Source organism: Streptomyces sp. cf386 (assembly GCF_900103585.1).
In the GTDB taxonomy this organism is placed as follows: domain Bacteria; phylum Actinomycetota; class Actinomycetes; order Streptomycetales; family Streptomycetaceae; genus Streptomyces.
This window is the reverse complement of the sequence record NZ_FNHV01000001.1, coordinates 626,839-644,292: the sequence shown is the minus strand read 5'-3', so window position 1 is coordinate 644,292 and position 17,454 is coordinate 626,839. Positions and strand designations below refer to the sequence as shown.

Below are 17,454 nucleotides of genomic sequence, written 5' to 3'. Positions count from 1 at the left end.
CAACTCGCCGCTCAGCTCTGCTGTTTGGGCCCGCGGAATCGCATACTCGCAGCGGTTCCCCACGTCCGAAAACGCCCTGTCAGGGAGGCAGAGCATGGCCCTCACCACTCGTCGCAGAGCCCTCACGACCCTCGGTGCCGCCCTCGCGGGCGCCGTCGCCCTGCCCGCCACCAGCGCGCTGGCCGGCGAACAGAAGCACCGCCCACGTCCGTTGTGGCGGGCGCACGCCCACAACGACTACGAGCACCCGCGTCCGCTCCTCGACGCCCTCGACCACCGCTTCGGCAGCCTCGAAGCCGACATCTACCTGGTCGGCGACCAGCTCCTCGTCGCCCACGACCCCGAGGACCTCGACCCCGGCCGCACCCTGGAGTCCCTCTACCTCGACCCGCTGGCCGCCCGCGTCCGGGCCAACCACGGCTCTGTCCACCGGGGTTACCGCCGGCCGATCCAGCTGCTCATCGACATCAAGACCGAGGGCTCGTCGACGTATCTCGAACTCGACAAGCACCTCAAGCGGTACAGGCACCTGTTCACGACCTACGCCCACGGCCGGGTGTTCCCGGGCCCGGTCACCGCCGTGATCTCCGGTGACCGCGCCGCCCGTGTGCCGATGGAGGCCCAGACCGTCCGCCGGGCCTTCTACGACGGCCGCCTGGCCGACCTCGGCAGCTCCGCCCCCGCCTCCTTCGTCCCGCTCATCAGCGACAACTGGACGCTCAACTTCACCTGGCTCGGCGTCGGGGCCTTCCCGGACGCCGAACGGCAGAAGCTGCGCGGCATCGTCCGGTCGGCCCACTCCCGTGGCCAGAAGGTGCGCTTCTGGGCGACGCCGGACGTGGCCGGACCCGCCCGGGACGCCCTGTGGGGCGAGCTGCTCGCCGCCGACGTCGACTTCCTCAACACCGACGACCTCGCCGGTCTGGAGGCCTTCCTCGACGCCCACCGGGCGGTCTAGCGCCACCCTGAGGGACACCACACGTTCGGAGGACAGGTCAGCCGCCCGGACGAACCCTCCGCTACGCCACACTTACGGCCGAACGCCGTGAACCGGGACATGGCGTGGCGGAGGAGGTTGTCGATGGCCATTTCCATCTCTGTGGTGTTGCTGCTGTTCGTCCTGGCGGTGATCTTCGTCCGCAACGGCGGACTGAAGATCACCCATGCCATCGTGTGCCTGCTGCTCGGCTTCTACCTGGCCAGCACCAGCATGGCGCCCACCATCAACAGCGGTCTGACGGCCACGGCGGACATCGTCAGCAGCCTCAGACCATGACCGTGAACATGACCGTCACCGGGTCGAGAAGACCCCGATGCCGTTGGGGACGGGGCGTTCCCGCCCGTCGGACGGGCGGTTCCGTACGGACACCGTCGCCTCTCCCGGCTCTCGGACGACCAGCGTCGACGAACCGCCGCCGTCCAGGCTGAAGGCGTCCACCAAGCCCAGCTCCCGCATGAAGGACGCCACCTCCGCGATCGTCAGACCGGTGCGGTACTCGGGTGCGCCGTCCAGCGCGAGCAGGACGACGCGCCGTCCGCGGTCCGCGATGCCCACCGCGGTGCGCACGGCCGAGGCCCTGTCGTCCAGGCCGGGCAGCGGCCGTCCGTCGTCGAGCACGGGGTAGCCGCCGAGGGCGAAGCGGTACGGGAATCGGGACGCCGACGCCACCAGCCGGTGCCGTACCTTCACCCGCTCGCCCGCGGACAACTTCCGCAATTGCTGCGCCCCCGCCTCCCGGCCCACGAGGACGGTCGTGTCCGGGGCGATCGCCCCGCTGCCCGGGGTGTCGGCGGTCGAGACGACCCGGCCTCGGCGCACCGTCACCTCGTAGGTGTCGGTGCTGCACGGAGCCGCCCGGTCCGTGTCGGTGCCGCAGGTCGCGCGCACCCGGGAGACGCCGCCCCACTTGGACGTGAACGCCCCGATGGAGTTCACCGGCAGCGCGTACTGGTTGAGCCCGCGCAGCGGCAGCCGGCCCTCGGGCGTACGGATCGAGCCGTCGAGGCTCAGGTCGTCGAGCCGGGCCCGGCGGTCGACGCCCACGCCGAACACGTCCTCGGTGCTCGTGCCGGGCGGCAGGGCCGGGCCGAACCGCTGGCCGTTCGGCACCGCCGCCTTGAGTGCCCGCCCGCGCGCGATCGCCGGTCCCACGCTCGCGCCGGTCGCCTCGACGCCCGGGTGCTGGGTCTCGCTGATGTTGAAGAAGTCGCCGTTCACCCCCGCGACGGCACCCAGCCCGGTCGCCTGCTGCGAGACCGTGGCCCGCGCCGCCACCGCTCCCGGGTGCAGCAGGTCGAGCCGTACCCGTGGATCGCGCAGGTCGACGGTGAGCACATGGGCGTGTGCCGGGCCCTTCAGGGCCGCGATGTCGAACTCCTCGTACCGGACGCCCGGCGCGATCTCGGAGCCCCGCTGCACGGCGCCGGCCGGTGCGGCCCCCACCAGGGTCGCACCGGCCAGCGCGCTGAGTGCGGTGAGCAGAGCGAGAGCCGCTCTGGTCGTTCCGAACCGTTTCCGATGACGTGTCACATTTCCCCCCTGATGTCGCGTCAAATGTCCCAGGACTCAGGGGAAGTGCACCAGACCGCGATGACCTGCGGGGCTTCTAGGCGCCGACGACCCGCGAACGGGTGAGGAAACGCACCCCCTCGGGCGCCTCCAGCGAGAAGCCGCTGCCCCGGCCCTCGACGACGTCGACGATCAGCCGGGTGTGGCTCCACGCCTCGTACTGGCTGCGCGACATCCAGAACGTCACCGGCTCCGTCACCCCCTCGACGACCAGCTCCGCGAGCAGCACGTCCGATCCGCCCGTGCGGAATTCACCCTCCGGGTAGCACATCGGCGCGCTGCCGTCGCAGCAGCCACCGGACTGATGGAACATCAGCGGGCCGTGCGTCGCGTGCAGACGGCGCAGCAGGTCCTCGGCCGCGGGAGTGAGCTCGACGCGTGGGGTCTCCTCGAACAGCGGGGTCTCCTCGTCCATGGCGGCAAGCACAGCACGGGAAACGTTGCGACAGGGTTGCACCCGCTGTGACCACCCGTTCTGACTAATCTGCTGAGGTGACCATCGAGTTGACGCTGCTGACCACCGTCTCCCACCGGGGCAAGGAGATCACCGCGCCCCGCCTGCGCGCCCTGCTCGCGCTGCTGGCCGGGGAGCCGCGGGCGGGATGCGGCACAGGGCGGCTCGTGGCCGGGCTGTGGCCGGACGAGCAGCCCGAGAACCCGACCAAGGCCCTGCAGATCCTGGTCTCGCGGGCCCGGTCGCTGCTCGGCGGCGACGCCATCGCGAGCACACCCACCGGCTACCGCATCGCCCTGCGCGAGGACCAGGTGGACGCCTGGGCCGTCCAGCTGCACGCCGCCGCGAGCACCGAGAAGGCTCGGGCCGGGGACCACCACGGCGCGGTCGCCGAGGCCGAGGCGGGGCTCACGCTGTGGGACGGCGGCCCGGCGGAAGGCGGCCCCCTCGACGATCCGCTGGCGGCACTGCGCCTCGAACTCGGCGCCGCACACCGGGCGTTGGCGCGCCTGCGGGCGCTCTCGCTGGCGCGTTCCGGGCGGCGGGAGGAGGCGATGGGGCCGCTCGGCGAGCTGATGGCAGCCCATCCCCTCGACGAGGAGTCGCTGCTGGAGCTGATGCACTGTCAGGCGGCCACCGCCGGTGCGGCGACCGCGCTGGCGACGTACGACGGCTACCGGCGCCGGCTGCGCGACGAACTCGGTACCGATCCGGGCCCCGCCCTGCAGGAGCTGCACCAGGAGCTGCTGCGCGGTCAGGCGCCGGTGGTGCGGCGCGGGGTGCCGCACGAGCCGAACCCGCTGCTCGGGCGGGAGGCCGACGTCATCGCCGTCACCCGGTTGATCCACAGCTCGCGGGTCACCTCGATCGTCGGGCCGGGCGGCCTCGGCAAGACGCGGCTCGCGAGTGCCGTGGCGCGCGACGCCGAGCACCGGGTCGTGCAGCTGGTGCCGCTCGCCGGGGTCGGCCGGGACGCCGATGTCGCGGGCGAGGTCGCCTCCGCTCTGGGCGTCGGCGAGAGCCTGCGCGCGTCGTCCGGCGGGCCCGGAGCCCCGGCCGAAGCGCTCGCCGGCATCGTGGGCGCCCTCGGCCCCGGGCCGGCGCTGCTCGTCCTCGACAACTGCGAGCAGGTCGTCTCCGGCGTCGCCGACCTCGTCCAGGCGCTGGTGTCGATGACCCGGCACGTCAGCGTCCTCACCACCAGCCGCGCCCCGCTCGGCCTGTCCTCGGAGGTCGTCCACCCGCTGCCCGAGCTGGACCCGGCCACCACCGTCGAGCTGTTCGAACAGCGGGCCCGCGCCGCCCGCCCCGACGCCGAGCTGCCCGCCGACGCCGTGGCCCACCTGTGCCGCCGCCTCGACGGGCTGCCGCTCGCCACCGAGCTGGCCGCCGCCCGGGTACGGGTGATGTCGGTGGCCGAGATCGCCCGCCGCCTGGAGGACCGCTTCGCCCTGCTGCGCGGCGGACCGCGGGACGCACCGCAGCGGCACCGCACCCTGCACGCCGTCGTCGACTGGAGCTGGAACCTCCTCGCACCGCAGGGCCAGGCGGCTCTGCGCGCCCTGTCGGTCCTCCCCGGCGGCTTCACCGGGGCCGCCGCCGAGCACATCGTCGGCGGTCACGACGTCCTGGACGTGCTGGAGGACCTCGTCGATCAGTCCCTGCTGAAGGTGACCGACACCGCGCACGGCACGCGCTTCCGGATGCTGGAGACCGTACGGGAGTTCGCCGCCGCCCACCGGGAACGGGCAGGGGAGGAGGACCTGGTCGCCGACCGGTTCCTGGGCTGGGCGCGGGAGTTCGGGGCCACGCATCACGACGCGCCCTTCGGGCCCGACCCGATTCCCTCCTGGCGGCTGATCCGCGCCGAGCAGGACAACCTGGTCCAGGCGCTGCGGCTCGCCCTCGCCCGCGACGACGCCGACACCGTCGCCGCGGTGGCCGCCGTTCTGGGCTCCCTGTGGGCCACCGAGGCCAACTACACCCGGCTGATGGCCCTCGCCGAGGACACCGCCCGGCTGCTCTCGCACCACCGGCCCGGCCCGGCGTACGTCGAGCCGACCCGCACCGCCCTCGCCATGGTGACGTGCACCCTCGTCCTCGCCCTCGGCACCTGCGCCGTACGCCCCCTCGCGACCCTGCGGCGACTGCCGTCCACTCCGCCCGACACCCTGGTCCGGGCCCTGTCGACGGTGCTGTGCACCCTGCCGGAGATCCTCGCGACCGCCGACCACAAGAAGCTTCAAGCGCTGTGCGCCAGTGACGAGCCGCTGCTCGCGGGCTTCGCCAACGGCGCGGCGGGCTATGTGTGGGAGAGCGCGCACGACCCGGAGCGGGCGCTCGACGCCGCCCGCCGGACGCTCGATGCCTTCGACGCCCTCGGTGACCGGGACATCCCCATGCTGCGGTTCTGGCCGCAGTCGCGGCTCGGCGAGCTGTGCCTGCGCACGGAGCGCGGCGCCGAGGCGATCGGCCCGATGGAGGACGCGCTGGCGGCCCTGGAGGAGTACGGCGAGCGGACCGACTCGCTCGGACTGGGCTGGGGACTGATGCTCGCCCACCTCCAGACCGGGGACCTCGACGAGGCCGAGCACCGGCTGGAACACACCCTGCGGCGCAGACCCGAGGGCATGGCCCCCGACGCCTTCGCCCCCGACCTAGGTGCCCGCGCCGAGATCGCGCTCGCCCGTGGCGACGTCGAGACGGGCCTCGGCCTGTGGCGCCGGGCCATCGAACGGATGAGGAGGGGGACGAGCCCCGTCATCGGCGGTGAACACCTCCTGGAGGGCTGGCGGTTGGAGCTCCAGGCCGTGGCCGTGACGGCCCACGCCCGGCACGGCCGCACCGACCTCGTCGCGCCCCTCGCCACCGCGCTCCCCGAGCGCCTGACGACCCTGCTCACCCGGTCCCCGGCCGCGCCCCGCACGACGGCGGACCTCCCCGTCCTGGGCGCGCTGCTGCTCGCGCTCGGCACGGCCGACCTGGCGCAGGACGCCTCGGCTCGTGGCGTACGGCTGATCGCGCTGGCCGAGGGCTTCCGCTATCTGCGCAACTTCCAGCCGACGATGTCCTCGGCCCGCGCCCGCCAGAGCGCCGAGCATGCTGACCGGGCGGCCTACGCGGACGCGGTGTCCGAGTACGCCGCCCTGGACCCGGACGGTCTGCGCGAGGCCGCGCTCGGACTGCTGCGGGAGCGGACCGGCTGAGCCTGCTCGGTCAGAGCCGCACCGGCAGGCTCAGCAGGTGGAAGCCGTCGCCGGGCCAGTGTCCGAACCGGACGTCGGCCCGGTCCACGGCCAGGAGGGGCGCCGTCCGCCGGACGAAGAGCTCCTCCAACACCACGCCCGTCACCACACGGCCCAGCGCCGCCCCGATGCAGTAGTGCGGACCGTGCCCGAAGGCGAGATGGCCGTCACCGCGCCCGAACTCCCGGGTGATGTCGAGCCGTTCGGGCGTTTCGTACGCCTCGGGATCGTGGTCGGCGCCGAACAGCGCGACCGCCACGGCCTCGCCCTTCTTCAGCGGCGTACCGGCGAACTCGAAGTCCTCGGTGGCGTACAGGGTGGCGCCGATGCGCACCAGCGTGACGAACCGCAGGAGTTCGGGAACCGCGCGGGCCAGCAGCTCCGGCTCGGCGCGCAGCAGCTCGACCTGCTCGGGGTGGTCGAGGAGAGCGAGCGCGCCGTGGGCGAGGAACAGGGCGGGCGGAGTGATGCCGGTGTTGATGAGCAGGAAGAACATGGTGACGATCTCGTCGTCGCTCATTCCGCCGTCCGCCAGCAGCGCGGACACCAGGTCGTCGGCCGGTTCGGCGCGGCGCCGGGCCACCAGGTCCTTTGTGTACTCCACGATTCCGGCCAGCCCCTCGACGATCCCGCTGCCGTCGCCGTACGCGAAGTCCCGGATCCACCCGCAGACCCGCTCCTGGTCCCCGGCGTCGACCCCGACCAGCTCGCAGATCACGGCCGTGCTCAGCGGGTAGGCGAACTCGCCCAGCAGATCGGCCTGTTCGCGCTCGCCGAGACCGGAGATCAAGTCCCGGGCGGTCTTCTCCACGAAGGGCCGCAGCGCGGACACACGGCGGGCGGTGAAGGCGCGGGTGAGCGGGTTGCGGCGCCGGGTGTGCTCGTCGCCGTCGAACAGGGACAGATGACCGGAGAGATAGGGGAGGTACTCCTCCGGGAGGCCCTCGAAGCCCTGGGCCAGCAACTCGGCCTGCGGGTCCGGCATGTCGGAGCCGCCGGGGACGGAGGTACGGTCCCGGATCAGGCGCGGCTCGGTGAGTGCGGCGCGTACGTCCTCGTAGCGGGTGATCAGCCGTACGGGGGTGTCCAGGCCGGGCAGGACCGCGTGGCCGAGGTCGGGGCGGGAGCGCAGGTCGGCGTAGCCGCGGACGGGGTCCTCGACGAGCTCGGGGGTGAGGTGCAGGGGGGTGGCCGTCATGCCGTGTGCCCTTCTGGCGGTGAAGCGTCGGAGTTCGTGCTTCAGAGCCTGCGGGGGGCCGGCTTTGGCGCGGTTTCAGAGCGGTTTCAGGGCCGGGCACGCACGTGTGCCCCGGGCCGGTCCGCAGGTCGCGGGGCCGGGCCGGGGCACGGTGGGGGTCAGCGCCGGATGCCGCCGATCTCGACGACGCCCGTGGTCTTCGCGCCACTGACGTTGTCGTAGACGACATCACCGGTGGACTTCTTCCAGATCTTGATACGGAAGCTGTCCGGTCCGTCGGTCGCGGTGATCCGGAAGCCGAAGCCGCCGCTGCCGTTCACCGTGCCGGAGCCCTGGTACACGGCCTTGGTGCCGGTGACCACGAGCCAGTCGGAGCCGGTGGAGCGGAACTTCAGCTTGGCCGGCCCGAAGTCCAGGGAGGCCTTGCCCGTGGGGGCCGTGGCTCCCTTGCCGTAGGCGGCGGCGAAGGCGAAGGCGGCCTTGCCGGTCAGGGCGGGCCTGGCCGGGTAGGCCCCGGCCGGGGAGGTGAACAGGCCCGTACCGAGGGCGGGTCCGGCTGCCCGGTCGTAGACGATCAGCTCGGGGAGTGTCGTGCGGTCCGAGGCGTCGTCGTTGTCGGTGACCGTGAGGACCGGGCGGAGGATGCCGGGCCTGGTGTAGGTGTGCTCGGCTCGGCAGGTGGTGCCGTCGACCGTGCCCGCCGTCGGGTCGGTGCCGTCCTTCCAGTCGATTCGGCAGGTGTGGGTGTCGCCGACGTCGGCGTCCCGGAACTCGGCCGTGACGGTGGTGCGGTGGCCGGCCGGCACCGGGGACTCCGGACCCGTGGCGGAGGTGATCGCCGGGGTTCGGTTGACGATCGGGTCGATGCCCGTCAGGGTCGGGACGACCTTCTTGAGCAGCCCGTCCGCGTCGAACTCCAGCTTGTCGAGGGTCGTTTCACGGTGGGTGCCGTCACCGCCGGGGATCGCGAACCGGTGGTAGGCGATGTACCACTCGTCGGTCTTCGGGACGTGGACCACCGAGTGGTGGCCGGGGCCCTTGATACCGAGGGGGAGGTCCTTCTCCAGGATCACGCCGTGCTTGGTCCACGGGCCGGTGGGCGAGGGGCCGGTGGCGTAGGCGACCCGGTAGTTCTCGTCCCGGGTGTCGTTCTCCGACCACATGAAGTAGTAGGTGCCCTTGCGCTTGATGACGAAGGTGCCCTCGTTGTAGCCGCTCGGGGTGATGTCCTTGACCTTCGAGGTGTCGATGGACGTCATGTCGGAGTTCAGCGGGGCGACGTACGCGCGGCCGTTGCCCCAGTAGAGGTACGACGTGCCGTCGTCGTCCGTGAACACCGCCGGGTCGATCATCTGGCCGCTGAACTGGCCCGCCCTCAGTAGTGGTTGGTCGAGCGCGTCCTTGAACGGGCCCGTGGGCGAGTCGGACACCGCGACACCGATGTTGGCGTCGGCGCAGAAGTAGAAGTAGTACTTCCCGTCCTTCTCGGCGATCGTCGGCGCCCAGGCCCTGCTGTCCGCCCAGGAGACGTCCGGACCCAGGTCGAGGATGACGCCGTGGTCCTTCCAGTGGACCAGGTCGGTGGAGGAGTAAGCCTTGAACTGCGTGCCGCTCCAGCCCTCGAAGCCGTCGGTCGTCGGGTACAGGTAGTAGGTGTCGCCGAAGCGGACGATGTTCGGGTCGGCGTTGAGGCCCGGCAGCACCGGGCTCCTCATCACGAGCGCCGAGACTGTCCAGTTGCGCTTCGTGCCGTCGGAGCCGGTCACCTCGTACGTCACCGGCTCTCTGAAGTCCTGCACGCTGCCGGAGGCCGGGCTGATCGCCGCGCCGTGGGCGAGCGTGAACTCCGGAGCGAGGGCGGTGAGATCGGTGCCCTCCTTCATCGGCAGCGTGATCCTGCTGTCCGCGTTGTCGATGAGCGCGTCCACCTTCAGCGAGGGATGCGTCGCCTTCGCGATGCCCGCGGTGTTGCCGCTGAGCTCCATGACCTCGGCGGCCGTGAGGGCCCGGTCGTAGACGCGGAAGTCGTCGACCTCGCCGCCGAAGTACGGGTCGGCCGCGTACAGGGACCGGCCGATGTAGCCGCTGTAGTCCTTGTTCGCGTCGTACAGCTCGGACGGCTTGATGGTGGTCGTCGTACGGGCCGCCTCGATGCCGTCCACGTAGAGGACCATCGCGCCCGTCGGGCCGTCGAGGGTGACGGTGACGTGCCGCCACTCGCCCGGCGTGAGCTGCGAGCCGGCCGTCAGCTTCGACTCCGCCGACCAACTCGCCTTCGTGATCGCCGAGTACAGGCTGGAGCCGCCGTTGGAGGGAGTGGCGAAGAGGTACTTGTCACTGTCGGGGCCGAGCCCGAACAGCCACTGGAAGCTGTCGCCGCCCTTCCACTTGGCGTACGTCGAGATGGTGACGCTGTCGGCGTTCTTCAGGATACCGTTCGGGATACGGACGTACGGCGAGGTGGTCGAGGAGCTCGACCCGCCGGACATCTTGAACGAGCCGCCGTCGACCCCGGTGCCGAATTCGGGCGTACGGACGTAGGTGCCGTGGTAGCCGTGCCCGCTGGAGTCACGGGCGATGTTGCCGCCCGTCTCGTCGAAGTCGTAGTGCACGAGCAGGTCGGCGGGGACGTCGGCGCCGTCCTCCGAGACGGTGACCTCGGCGCGGACCGGGAGCGCGGCGCCGTCCGGCAGGCTGCCCGTCACCGTGAAGGTGCCGGCCTGCGCGTACTTCGACTCGGGGATGTCCTCCCAGGTCACCGCGACCGGCCGCTTGACGCCGTCGCCGTAGGTGGCGATCACGGTGGCCGGCAGGACGGGGGCCTGTCCGATGCCGGTCTTCACGGAGATGTCCTCGACGCCCTCCACCAGCTGGTCCGGCTGGTAGGCGCGCAGCAGCCGGTCGTACTCGGCCTGGGTGACCGGGAGCACGGTGCCGTGGCGGGGCTTGGCCGGGAGGTCGTAGCCGGTGGACGGGGTCCAGGTGCCGGAGGCGAGGTCGGTCGTCTCGAACGGGATGTAGCCGCGGCCACCGAACTCGTCGAGGAACGCGTACCACTTGTCCTCGGTGTTCGACTTGAACACCAGCGGACCCTCGGCCGCGTTCATCGCGCCCTTGCCGATGCCCTCGGCCACCGCGTCCCAGGACAGGTCGAGGAGGGAGTCGCTCTTCTCCTCGAAGATGAACTTGCTGTTGGGCGTGGAGGAGGAGTTGTTCCGCTCGTCCTTGGAGAGGCGGAAGTACGTTCCGTCGTGCTGGATCACCGTGGAGTCGATGACCGAGTAGCCGCGGTCGATCCAGACCTTGGGCTCGCTGAACGTGTAGAAGTCGCGGGTCGTCGCGTACATCATGCGGTTGTAGGTGTCGCCCGAGTGCGCCTCGTTGTCGTACAGCTTCGACGCCCAGAAGACGACGTACTCACCGCGCTGGGCGTCGTAGAACGCCTCCGGCGCCCAGGTGTTGCCCGCGCTGTCCGGGGAGACCTTGACCAGCCGCTGGTTGGTCCAGTGGACGAGGTCGGTGGACTCCCAGACCATGATGGACTTGCTGCCGGTGCGCTGGGAGGCGTCCCAGTCGCCGTTGCCGTAGATCCTCAGGTCGGTGGCGATCTGGTAGAACTTGTCGCCCTCCGGGGAGCGGATGATGAACGGGTCGCGCAGGCCCTTCTCACCGAGCGTGGACGTCAGGACGGGCTTGCCGTCGTTCAACTCCCGCCACTTCAACGGGTCGTTGCCCTTGCTGAGGGCGGCGTAGAGCTGCTCGCCGTCGGCCGTGCCCTCGCCGGTGAAGTAGCTGAACATATAGCCCTTGAGGGCCTCGTGCTTCGGCAGTTCGGGCACCTTCGCGGTGAAGGCGCGGGTCTGGCTCGCCTCGCCCTTGGTGACGGTGGCGGTCAGCTCGACGGTGGTGGCGCCGCTGCCGTGTGCGGGGCGGTGGACCAGGCCGTCGGAGGAGATGACGTCCGAGTTCGCGGAGGACCAGGTGACCTTCGTGCCGTAGGTACCGGCCGCCGGGAGGGTCAGGTTGCCGCGTACGTCGTCGAGGTTGCGGACCGTGAGGGCCTCGGCGGCCTGTTCGGTGGCGGTCCGGTCGTCGAAGTCGGGGAGCACCGTGACCTCGAAGGTCTTGGTGTCGGTCACGGTGCCCTTCCTCAGGGTCGCCGTGAGCGTGGCGTGCGCGTCGGGCTCACCGGCGGCGGGGCGCGTGACCTCGCCGGTGTCCGAGACGACCGACGGGGCGTCGCTCGCCCAGCTGATCGAGGAGCCGCCGGCCGTGCCGGTCTTCGGCAGGTCGAGGTCGGCCGTGACGGCGCCGGTGTCACCGAGGCTCAGCGCTGCCTTGTCGTCGGTGACGCCCTGCGTGGCGACGGGGAGGGAGAGCTGCTCGACCTCGGAGTCGGCGAGGGCACGGTCGTAGACCCGGAAGTCGCGGATGCGGCCCTTGAAGAGCTTGTCGCCGGAGTAGACCGACTTGCCTATGTAGTTGGCGGTGGTGGTGCCGGAGCCGATGGCGCCGGGGGTGGTGGTGACCGAGGTGTTGCGGCCGACCTCGACGCCGTCCTCGTACAGCACGCCCGTTGTGCCGGTCTGGGTGTAGGTGAGGTGCTTCCAGACCGAGCGGGTGAGGTTGTGGGAGTCGGCGGGCCTGGTGGTCTGCTCCGTCGACCAGTTGCCGGTCGCGATGGACGTCCGGAAGGAGTTGCCGGTCGTGAAGAGGTAGCCGTTCCCGTTGCCGCCGCTGGTGTTGCCGAAGCCGTAGACGAAGTACGGCGTGCTCTGCGCGGAGTCGATCTGCACGTCCATCGATACGGTGATCGCGTCCATGCCCTTCATGACGTCGTTCGGCACCTTGATGTAGGTGTCCGAGCCGTTGAAGGCGAGCCCTTGACCGGTGCCGGACCAGTCGGCGGTGCCGTTCACCGTGGCGTCGCGGCCGTTGCCCGAGGCGTCGGCGACGGTGCTGCCGGAAGCGGCGTCGAGCTTGTACCAGAGGGCGAGACCGTCGGTGACCTCGGCTGCTCCGGCCTGATCGGCGGCCTGTGCGGGGAGCGCGGGTGCGGCGAGTCCCAGCAACAGCGACGCGGCGGTCAGCCCGGCGAGTTGGCTCGCCAGACGTCTCGCGCGGACACGGACGTGTGCGATGTACGGCATGTCGAGTTCCCTGCTGAGGCATGGCGGGGCCTCGGCCATGGGCACCCTGCCGTTTCGGCTGTGTGACGTCGTGTTGCGAGAGTGTCAATCGGGGTGTGGCACAGCGTCAAGAGGTTTCGAACAATGTCCGACTGGTCGAACGGACGTGAAATTGGTTACTTCGGTCCGGAGGACTGACAGCGCTTAGCTGGGCCAGTACGTTTCTGGCGTCAGCAATCTGCACAACGTCTTGTTCGAGTTCTCCAAGTGCTTCTGGAGGAGCCCATGCGACGGCGCACACTCGGGCTTGCCCTCGCGGCCGTGACCATCGCCGGCGTCGCGGGCTGCGGATCGTCGGACTCCGGGAGCGGTGCCGCCTCGCCCGCGAACGGCAACGGGGCGACCCGGGTCACGGTCGGCGTCGTCCCGATCGTCGATGTGGCGCCGCTCTATCTGGGGGAGAAACAGGGGTTCTTCAGCAGCCGGGGCCTCGATCTGGAGATGGTCGCCGCCCAGGGAGGCGCGGCGATCATTCCCGGGGTGGTGAGCGGGCAGTACCAGTTCGGCTTCAGCAACACGACCTCGCTGATGATCGCCCGGACCAAGGGCGTTCCCGTGAAGTCCGTGGTCAACGGGGCTGCCTCCAACGGCAAGGTGGGCGGCGATGTGACGGGCGTGGCGGTCAGGAAGGACAGCCCGGTCAAGTCGGCCAAGGACCTCGCCGGGCGGACCGTCGCGGTGAACACCCTGCAGAACATCGGCGACACGGTCGTCCGTGAGTCGGTGCGCAGGGACGGGGGCGACCCGTCCGAGGTCGAGTTCGTGGAGATACCGTTCGACCAGATGCCGGCCGCCCTCGACGGCGGGCGCGTGGACGCCGCGTGGATGGGTGAGCCGGCGATGACGATCGCCGAGGGGCAGGGCGCCCGTGTGGTCGCGTCGCCGTTCGCCGAGACCGACCCGAAGCTCACCGTGGCGACGTACTTCACCTCCACGAAGCTCGCGCAGGAGAACCCCTCACTGGTGAAGAAGTTCACCGAGGCGATGACGGAATCGCTGCGGTACGCCTCCGAACACCCCGACGAGGCACGCCGGATCCTCACCACCTACACCAAGATCAGCGACGACGTCATCGACGACCTGACGCTCCCCAGCTGGCCGGCTCAGGTCGACATGGCATCGCTGGAGAAGCTGGCCTCGCTGGGGGAGAAGGACGGGATCTTCGGTGGGAAGGAACCGGATGTCGAGGCGCTGTTCTCCTGAGGGGTCAGTGATCGCGACGGTTCAGTGATCGCGACGGTTCAGCGATCGTGACCGGTCAGCGATCGCGCCGCGCGCGGCGTGACTCGGTCAGCACAGGAAGCAGGGGCAGCAGCGAAACCGCGACGACGGCGGCGACCAGGGCCAACAGGTAGTCGTCGATGTCGGGGACGGAGGCCCCGAGGGCGTATCCGGCCAGGACGAGACTCTGCGACCAGAGCAGGCCGCCGACGATCTGCCAGATCGTGAAGGTCCGCGTGGGCACGCCGAGCGCACCGGCGGCCGGGTGCAGGACCGTCCGCACCATCGGGATGAAGCGGCCGATCACCAGGGCCTTGCCGTAGCCGTACCGGGCCAGGAGTTTCTCCGACCGGGCCGCCGTCTCCCGTATGCGACGTCTGTCGGTGCGGGCCAGCAGGGCCCGCCCGCCGTGCCGCCCGAGCAGGAATCCGACCTGGCCCCCTGCCACGGCGCCGACGGCGGCGCACAGCAGCACCTGCCACAGCACCAGCCGTGGCGCCTGCTCGGCGGTCCCCGCGCACAGCACACCGGCCGGGAAGAGCAGGGTGTCGCCGGGCAGGAAGAAGCCGAACACGAGCAGACCCGACTCGGCGAAGATCACCACGAGGACACCGAGGGCACCGAAGGTCGCGAGCACCGAGGCGCCGTCCATCGGGTTGACGGCGATCACCGGGTTGACGGTGCTCGCCGGGCCGGTGGTGATCATCGGGCTGGTGATCACCGCCATCACCTCCCGGCCGTCCTCGTCGGTCGCCCCTCATCAAGCATCGCGTGCGCGCGGCGCGGGCGCCTGTCCCGGCGGTCAGGCCGTAGGGGCAGGCGCTACTGGGAGGCCGAGGGGTGGCTCTCGCACAGCGCCGCTTGGACGGCGGCCTTCATGTCGTCGCTCTGCGCGTCCGAGCCGCCCGGGCCGAGGTTCACCATGACCGTCGCCTGCATGCCGTCGATCGTGGCACCGCCCGCCGTCTCGTACCCGGGGAAGTCCCCGGTGTGCCCCCAGTAGAGGCCGCCGCAGGGCAGCGGCCTGCTCTCCAGGCCGAGGCCGTACGCCCGGCCGTCCGCGTTGCCCGTCGGCCGGGTCCTCGTCATCTCCCGGAGCTGGGCCGGGCGCAGCAGCTTGCCGCGTACGAGCGCGTCCAGGAACCGGTTGAGGTCGGTGCCGCTGGAGATCATCTCGCCGCTCGCGCCGCCGACCGACGGGTTGATGGCGGTGATGTCGAGGAGCGGTGCGTCCTCGCCAGGCCGTGCGTACCCGCGCGGGTGCGGTCCCGGTATCGCAGGGTCGTCCCCTGGCAGGTAGGTGTCCCGCAGGCCGAGCGGCGTGATGATGCGGCGGCGGATCTCCTCGGCGTACGAGTGGCCGGTCACCTTCTCGATGATCATGCCGGCCAGCAGGTATCCCGTGTTGGAGTAGCGCCAGCCAGTGCCCGGCTCGAAGGTCGGAGGGTGGGCGAGCGCGATGTTCACGAGGTCACGGGTGTCGCGGTGGGCCAGCGGGTCCTTGAGGATCTCCTGCGGGCTGAGATGGTCGAGGACGTCGGGCACGCCGCTGGTGTGCTGGAGCAGCTGACGGACGGTGATCACGCGCCCGTCGTTGCCGTTCGCGCGGACGACGCCGGGCAGATAGCGCTCCACCGGTGCGTCGAGGGCGACGCGACGCTCGCCCACCAACTGGAGCATGACCGTCGCCACGAACGGCTTGGTCATGCTGCCGATCCGGAACCTGCTGTCCCGGCGCACCGGCGCGCCGCTCCTCACATCGGCGACACCGCTGGTCAGCACCGTGCTGCCGGTCCGGTCCCGCACTTCGGCGAGCGCTCCCGGTCCGCCGTCGACCGTGGTCAGCCGGTGCAGGAGCTTGTGCAGCCGAGGGTGGTCGGTGGAGTGGGTGGTTCGGACGGCGGCGTCAGCCGTCGGCGCGCCCACCGCGACATCGGCACCGACCGCCACGGACAACGCCAGTAAGCCACCCACACCCATCGCACGCTTGCGCTTGATCACATGTGCCCCCTTGCCGCGATCCGAACGACCGCGATCCGACCGACGACAGAACCTGTCTCGACGTACCACCCACGATGTCCGCGGAGTGCGGGTCGACGCGATGGGGTGACCATCCGGATCGAGGGTGGGGCTAACCCCCGGCTCTGTGCGCCCGCCGGTCGAGCACCAGACGTACGCCCTGCGGCCGCATCGTCATCCGCAGCAGCGGCTCGGGCTTGCTGCCCGGCAGCGGCCGTACCCGCCACCGGCGCAGCAGCACCGCGAGCGCCACCTGCGCCTCGGCGAGCCCGAACGCGTCGCCGATGCAGCGGCGAGCGCCCGCGCCGAAGGGCAGGAACGCCTCCCGCTGGCGGCGCTCGACTCGTGCGTCGAGCCAACGGTCGGGATCGAACCGCTCCGGCTCGGCGAACACTGCCGGGTCGCGGTGGAGGGAGTAGGGGCTGAACAGTACCCCCGCGCCGGCGGGCAGCCGATGACCGCCCAGTTCGGTGTCGACGAGGGTGACGCGGCTGAGCAGCCATACGGGAGGGTGCAGCCGCAGCGACTCGTTGAGTACGCGCTTCATGTGTTCCAGGCGGCGCAGATCCTGGTGGGTGACGGGGCCGTCGCCGAGCACGGCGGACAGTTCGGCCTCCAGCCGCTCGTACTCGCGGGGGTGGCCGGTCAGCAGGTGCAGGGTCCAGGACAGCAGGCCCGCCATGGTCTCGGTGCCGCCGATGAAGAACGTGATGACCTGGTCGTACACCTCCTGCTCGGTGTGGGCCGCCGGGTGGTCGGGGGGTACCAGTGCCGACATCAGGTCACCGTGGTCGGTGCGGTCGCTCATCCGGCGCCGCACCATCGCGCCGACCGCCTGGCGGGTCTCGCGGGCGGCCCGTGCGTAACGGAGGTTCTCCAGGGTCGGCAGCCGGTTGCTGCCGGGCACCATCATGTGGGTCGCCAGGGCGGAGAGCAGGAGCGGCACATTGCGCTGGACGGCCTCGACGGCCTGCCGGTCCTCGGGCGCCAGGAAGAGGGTCCGGGCCAGGACGGTGACCGCGAAACGCTTCATCTCCGTATACGCGTCGACGACCTGCCCGGGCCGCCAGGCCGAGGACACCTCCAGCGCGCAGTCGCGGAACCGCTCGGTGTGGTGGGGCAGTCGGTGACGGGCGAACACGGGCCGCAGCAGGGCACGCATCGGGCGGTGCGGCCCGGCCGGAGCGGTGGACAGACCGTTGCCCACGAGCTGGGCGGCCTGGTCGAAGAAGGGGCCGCCCTTGTCGAACTCCCCTCCGTTGCCCGCCACCAGCATCCGCTGGACGAGTTCGGGGGAGTTGACCACGTACACCGGGGTACGCCCCAGCCGGATGCGCACCACCGGCCCCAGCGCACGCAGGTCTTCGAGGAAGCCCAACCGGTCGCGGGCCAGTCGGCCCGCGTGGCCGATGAGGGGGAGCGCTCCAGGAGCGGCGGGCGCGGTGCCGGTCTTCATTGCCGAGGACCTCGCAGTGCCGTGGCGGGCCGTTTCCCGCGACCATCCCCGGAACTACGTGGCCCATGCAAGCGCACCTGCGGGCGCTTGAGGCACACGCGTG

Annotated in this window: 11 protein-coding genes; 4 read left to right on the top strand and 7 right to left on the bottom strand. The window is 71.1% G+C overall.

The features are described from left to right. Positions 1–94 precede the first annotated feature (94 nt). Both BLU79_RS02745 and BLU79_RS02740 read left to right on the top strand, forming a co-directional pair. The gene (locus BLU79_RS02745; RefSeq protein ID WP_093903923.1) at positions 95–958 is read left to right on the top strand and encodes a phosphatidylinositol-specific phospholipase C/glycerophosphodiester phosphodiesterase family protein; all 864 of its coding nucleotides are present in this window, start codon (positions 95–97) and stop codon (positions 956–958) included. Positions 959–1,081: 123 nt separating this feature from the next. After that, the gene (locus BLU79_RS02740) at positions 1,082–1,276 is read left to right on the top strand and encodes a hypothetical protein (RefSeq protein WP_093903922.1); all 195 of its coding nucleotides are present in this window, start codon (positions 1,082–1,084) and stop codon (positions 1,274–1,276) included. Between the two features lie 15 nt (positions 1,277–1,291). On the opposite strand, the gene BLU79_RS02735 is transcribed toward BLU79_RS02740, so the two are convergent. Both BLU79_RS02735 and BLU79_RS02730 read right to left on the bottom strand, forming a co-directional pair. Next, the gene (locus BLU79_RS02735) at positions 1,292–2,530 is read right to left on the bottom strand and encodes a phosphodiester glycosidase family protein (protein WP_093903921.1); all 1,239 of its coding nucleotides are present in this window, start codon (positions 2,528–2,530) and stop codon (positions 1,292–1,294) included. A 76-nt stretch (positions 2,531–2,606) separates the two neighbouring features. Next, positions 2,607–2,984, bottom strand: coding sequence for a DUF779 domain-containing protein (locus BLU79_RS02730; protein ID WP_256333112.1), 378 nt, complete (start codon positions 2,982–2,984; stop codon positions 2,607–2,609). A gap of 77 nt (positions 2,985–3,061) precedes the next feature. Here BLU79_RS02730 and BLU79_RS02725 point away from each other — a divergent pair, with 77 nt between their 5' ends. After that, on the top strand, positions 3,062–6,229 hold the full coding sequence (locus BLU79_RS02725) for an ATP-binding protein (RefSeq protein WP_093903920.1): 3,168 nt from the start codon (positions 3,062–3,064) through the stop codon (positions 6,227–6,229). A 10-nt stretch (positions 6,230–6,239) separates the two neighbouring features. Here BLU79_RS02725 and BLU79_RS02720 read toward each other — a convergent pair whose 3' ends face one another. Both BLU79_RS02720 and BLU79_RS02715 read right to left on the bottom strand, forming a co-directional pair. Beyond that, positions 6,240–7,466 carry a cytochrome P450 gene (locus tag BLU79_RS02720; protein ID WP_093903919.1) on the bottom strand — a complete coding sequence of 409 codons (1,227 nt, stop codon included), beginning with the start codon at positions 7,464–7,466 and terminating at the stop codon, positions 6,240–6,242. 158 nt (positions 7,467–7,624) lie between these two features. Next, on the bottom strand, positions 7,625–12,616 hold the full coding sequence (locus tag BLU79_RS02715) for a family 43 glycosylhydrolase (protein WP_093903918.1): 4,992 nt from the start codon (positions 12,614–12,616) through the stop codon (positions 7,625–7,627). Positions 12,617–12,880: 264 nt separating this feature from the next. Here BLU79_RS02715 and BLU79_RS02710 point away from each other — a divergent pair, with 264 nt between their 5' ends. Then, positions 12,881–13,858 carry an ABC transporter substrate-binding protein gene (locus BLU79_RS02710; RefSeq protein ID WP_093903917.1) on the top strand — a complete coding sequence of 326 codons (978 nt, stop codon included), beginning with the start codon at positions 12,881–12,883 and terminating at the stop codon, positions 13,856–13,858. 55 nt (positions 13,859–13,913) lie between these two features. On the opposite strand, the gene BLU79_RS02705 is transcribed toward BLU79_RS02710, so the two are convergent. From BLU79_RS02705 to BLU79_RS02695, 3 genes are all read right to left on the bottom strand, one after another. Further along, complete coding sequence (locus BLU79_RS02705) at positions 13,914–14,546, bottom strand: DedA family protein (protein WP_093904203.1); 633 nt, start codon at positions 14,544–14,546, stop codon at positions 13,914–13,916. A 152-nt stretch (positions 14,547–14,698) separates the two neighbouring features. Continuing rightward, the gene (locus tag BLU79_RS02700; RefSeq protein WP_093903916.1) at positions 14,699–15,877 is read right to left on the bottom strand and encodes a serine hydrolase domain-containing protein; all 1,179 of its coding nucleotides are present in this window, start codon (positions 15,875–15,877) and stop codon (positions 14,699–14,701) included. A 130-nt stretch (positions 15,878–16,007) separates the two neighbouring features. Beyond that, positions 16,008–17,351, bottom strand: a complete 1,344-nt coding sequence (locus BLU79_RS02695; protein ID WP_093903915.1) for a cytochrome P450 — start codon at positions 17,349–17,351, stop codon at positions 16,008–16,010. Positions 17,352–17,454 lie beyond the last annotated feature (103 nt).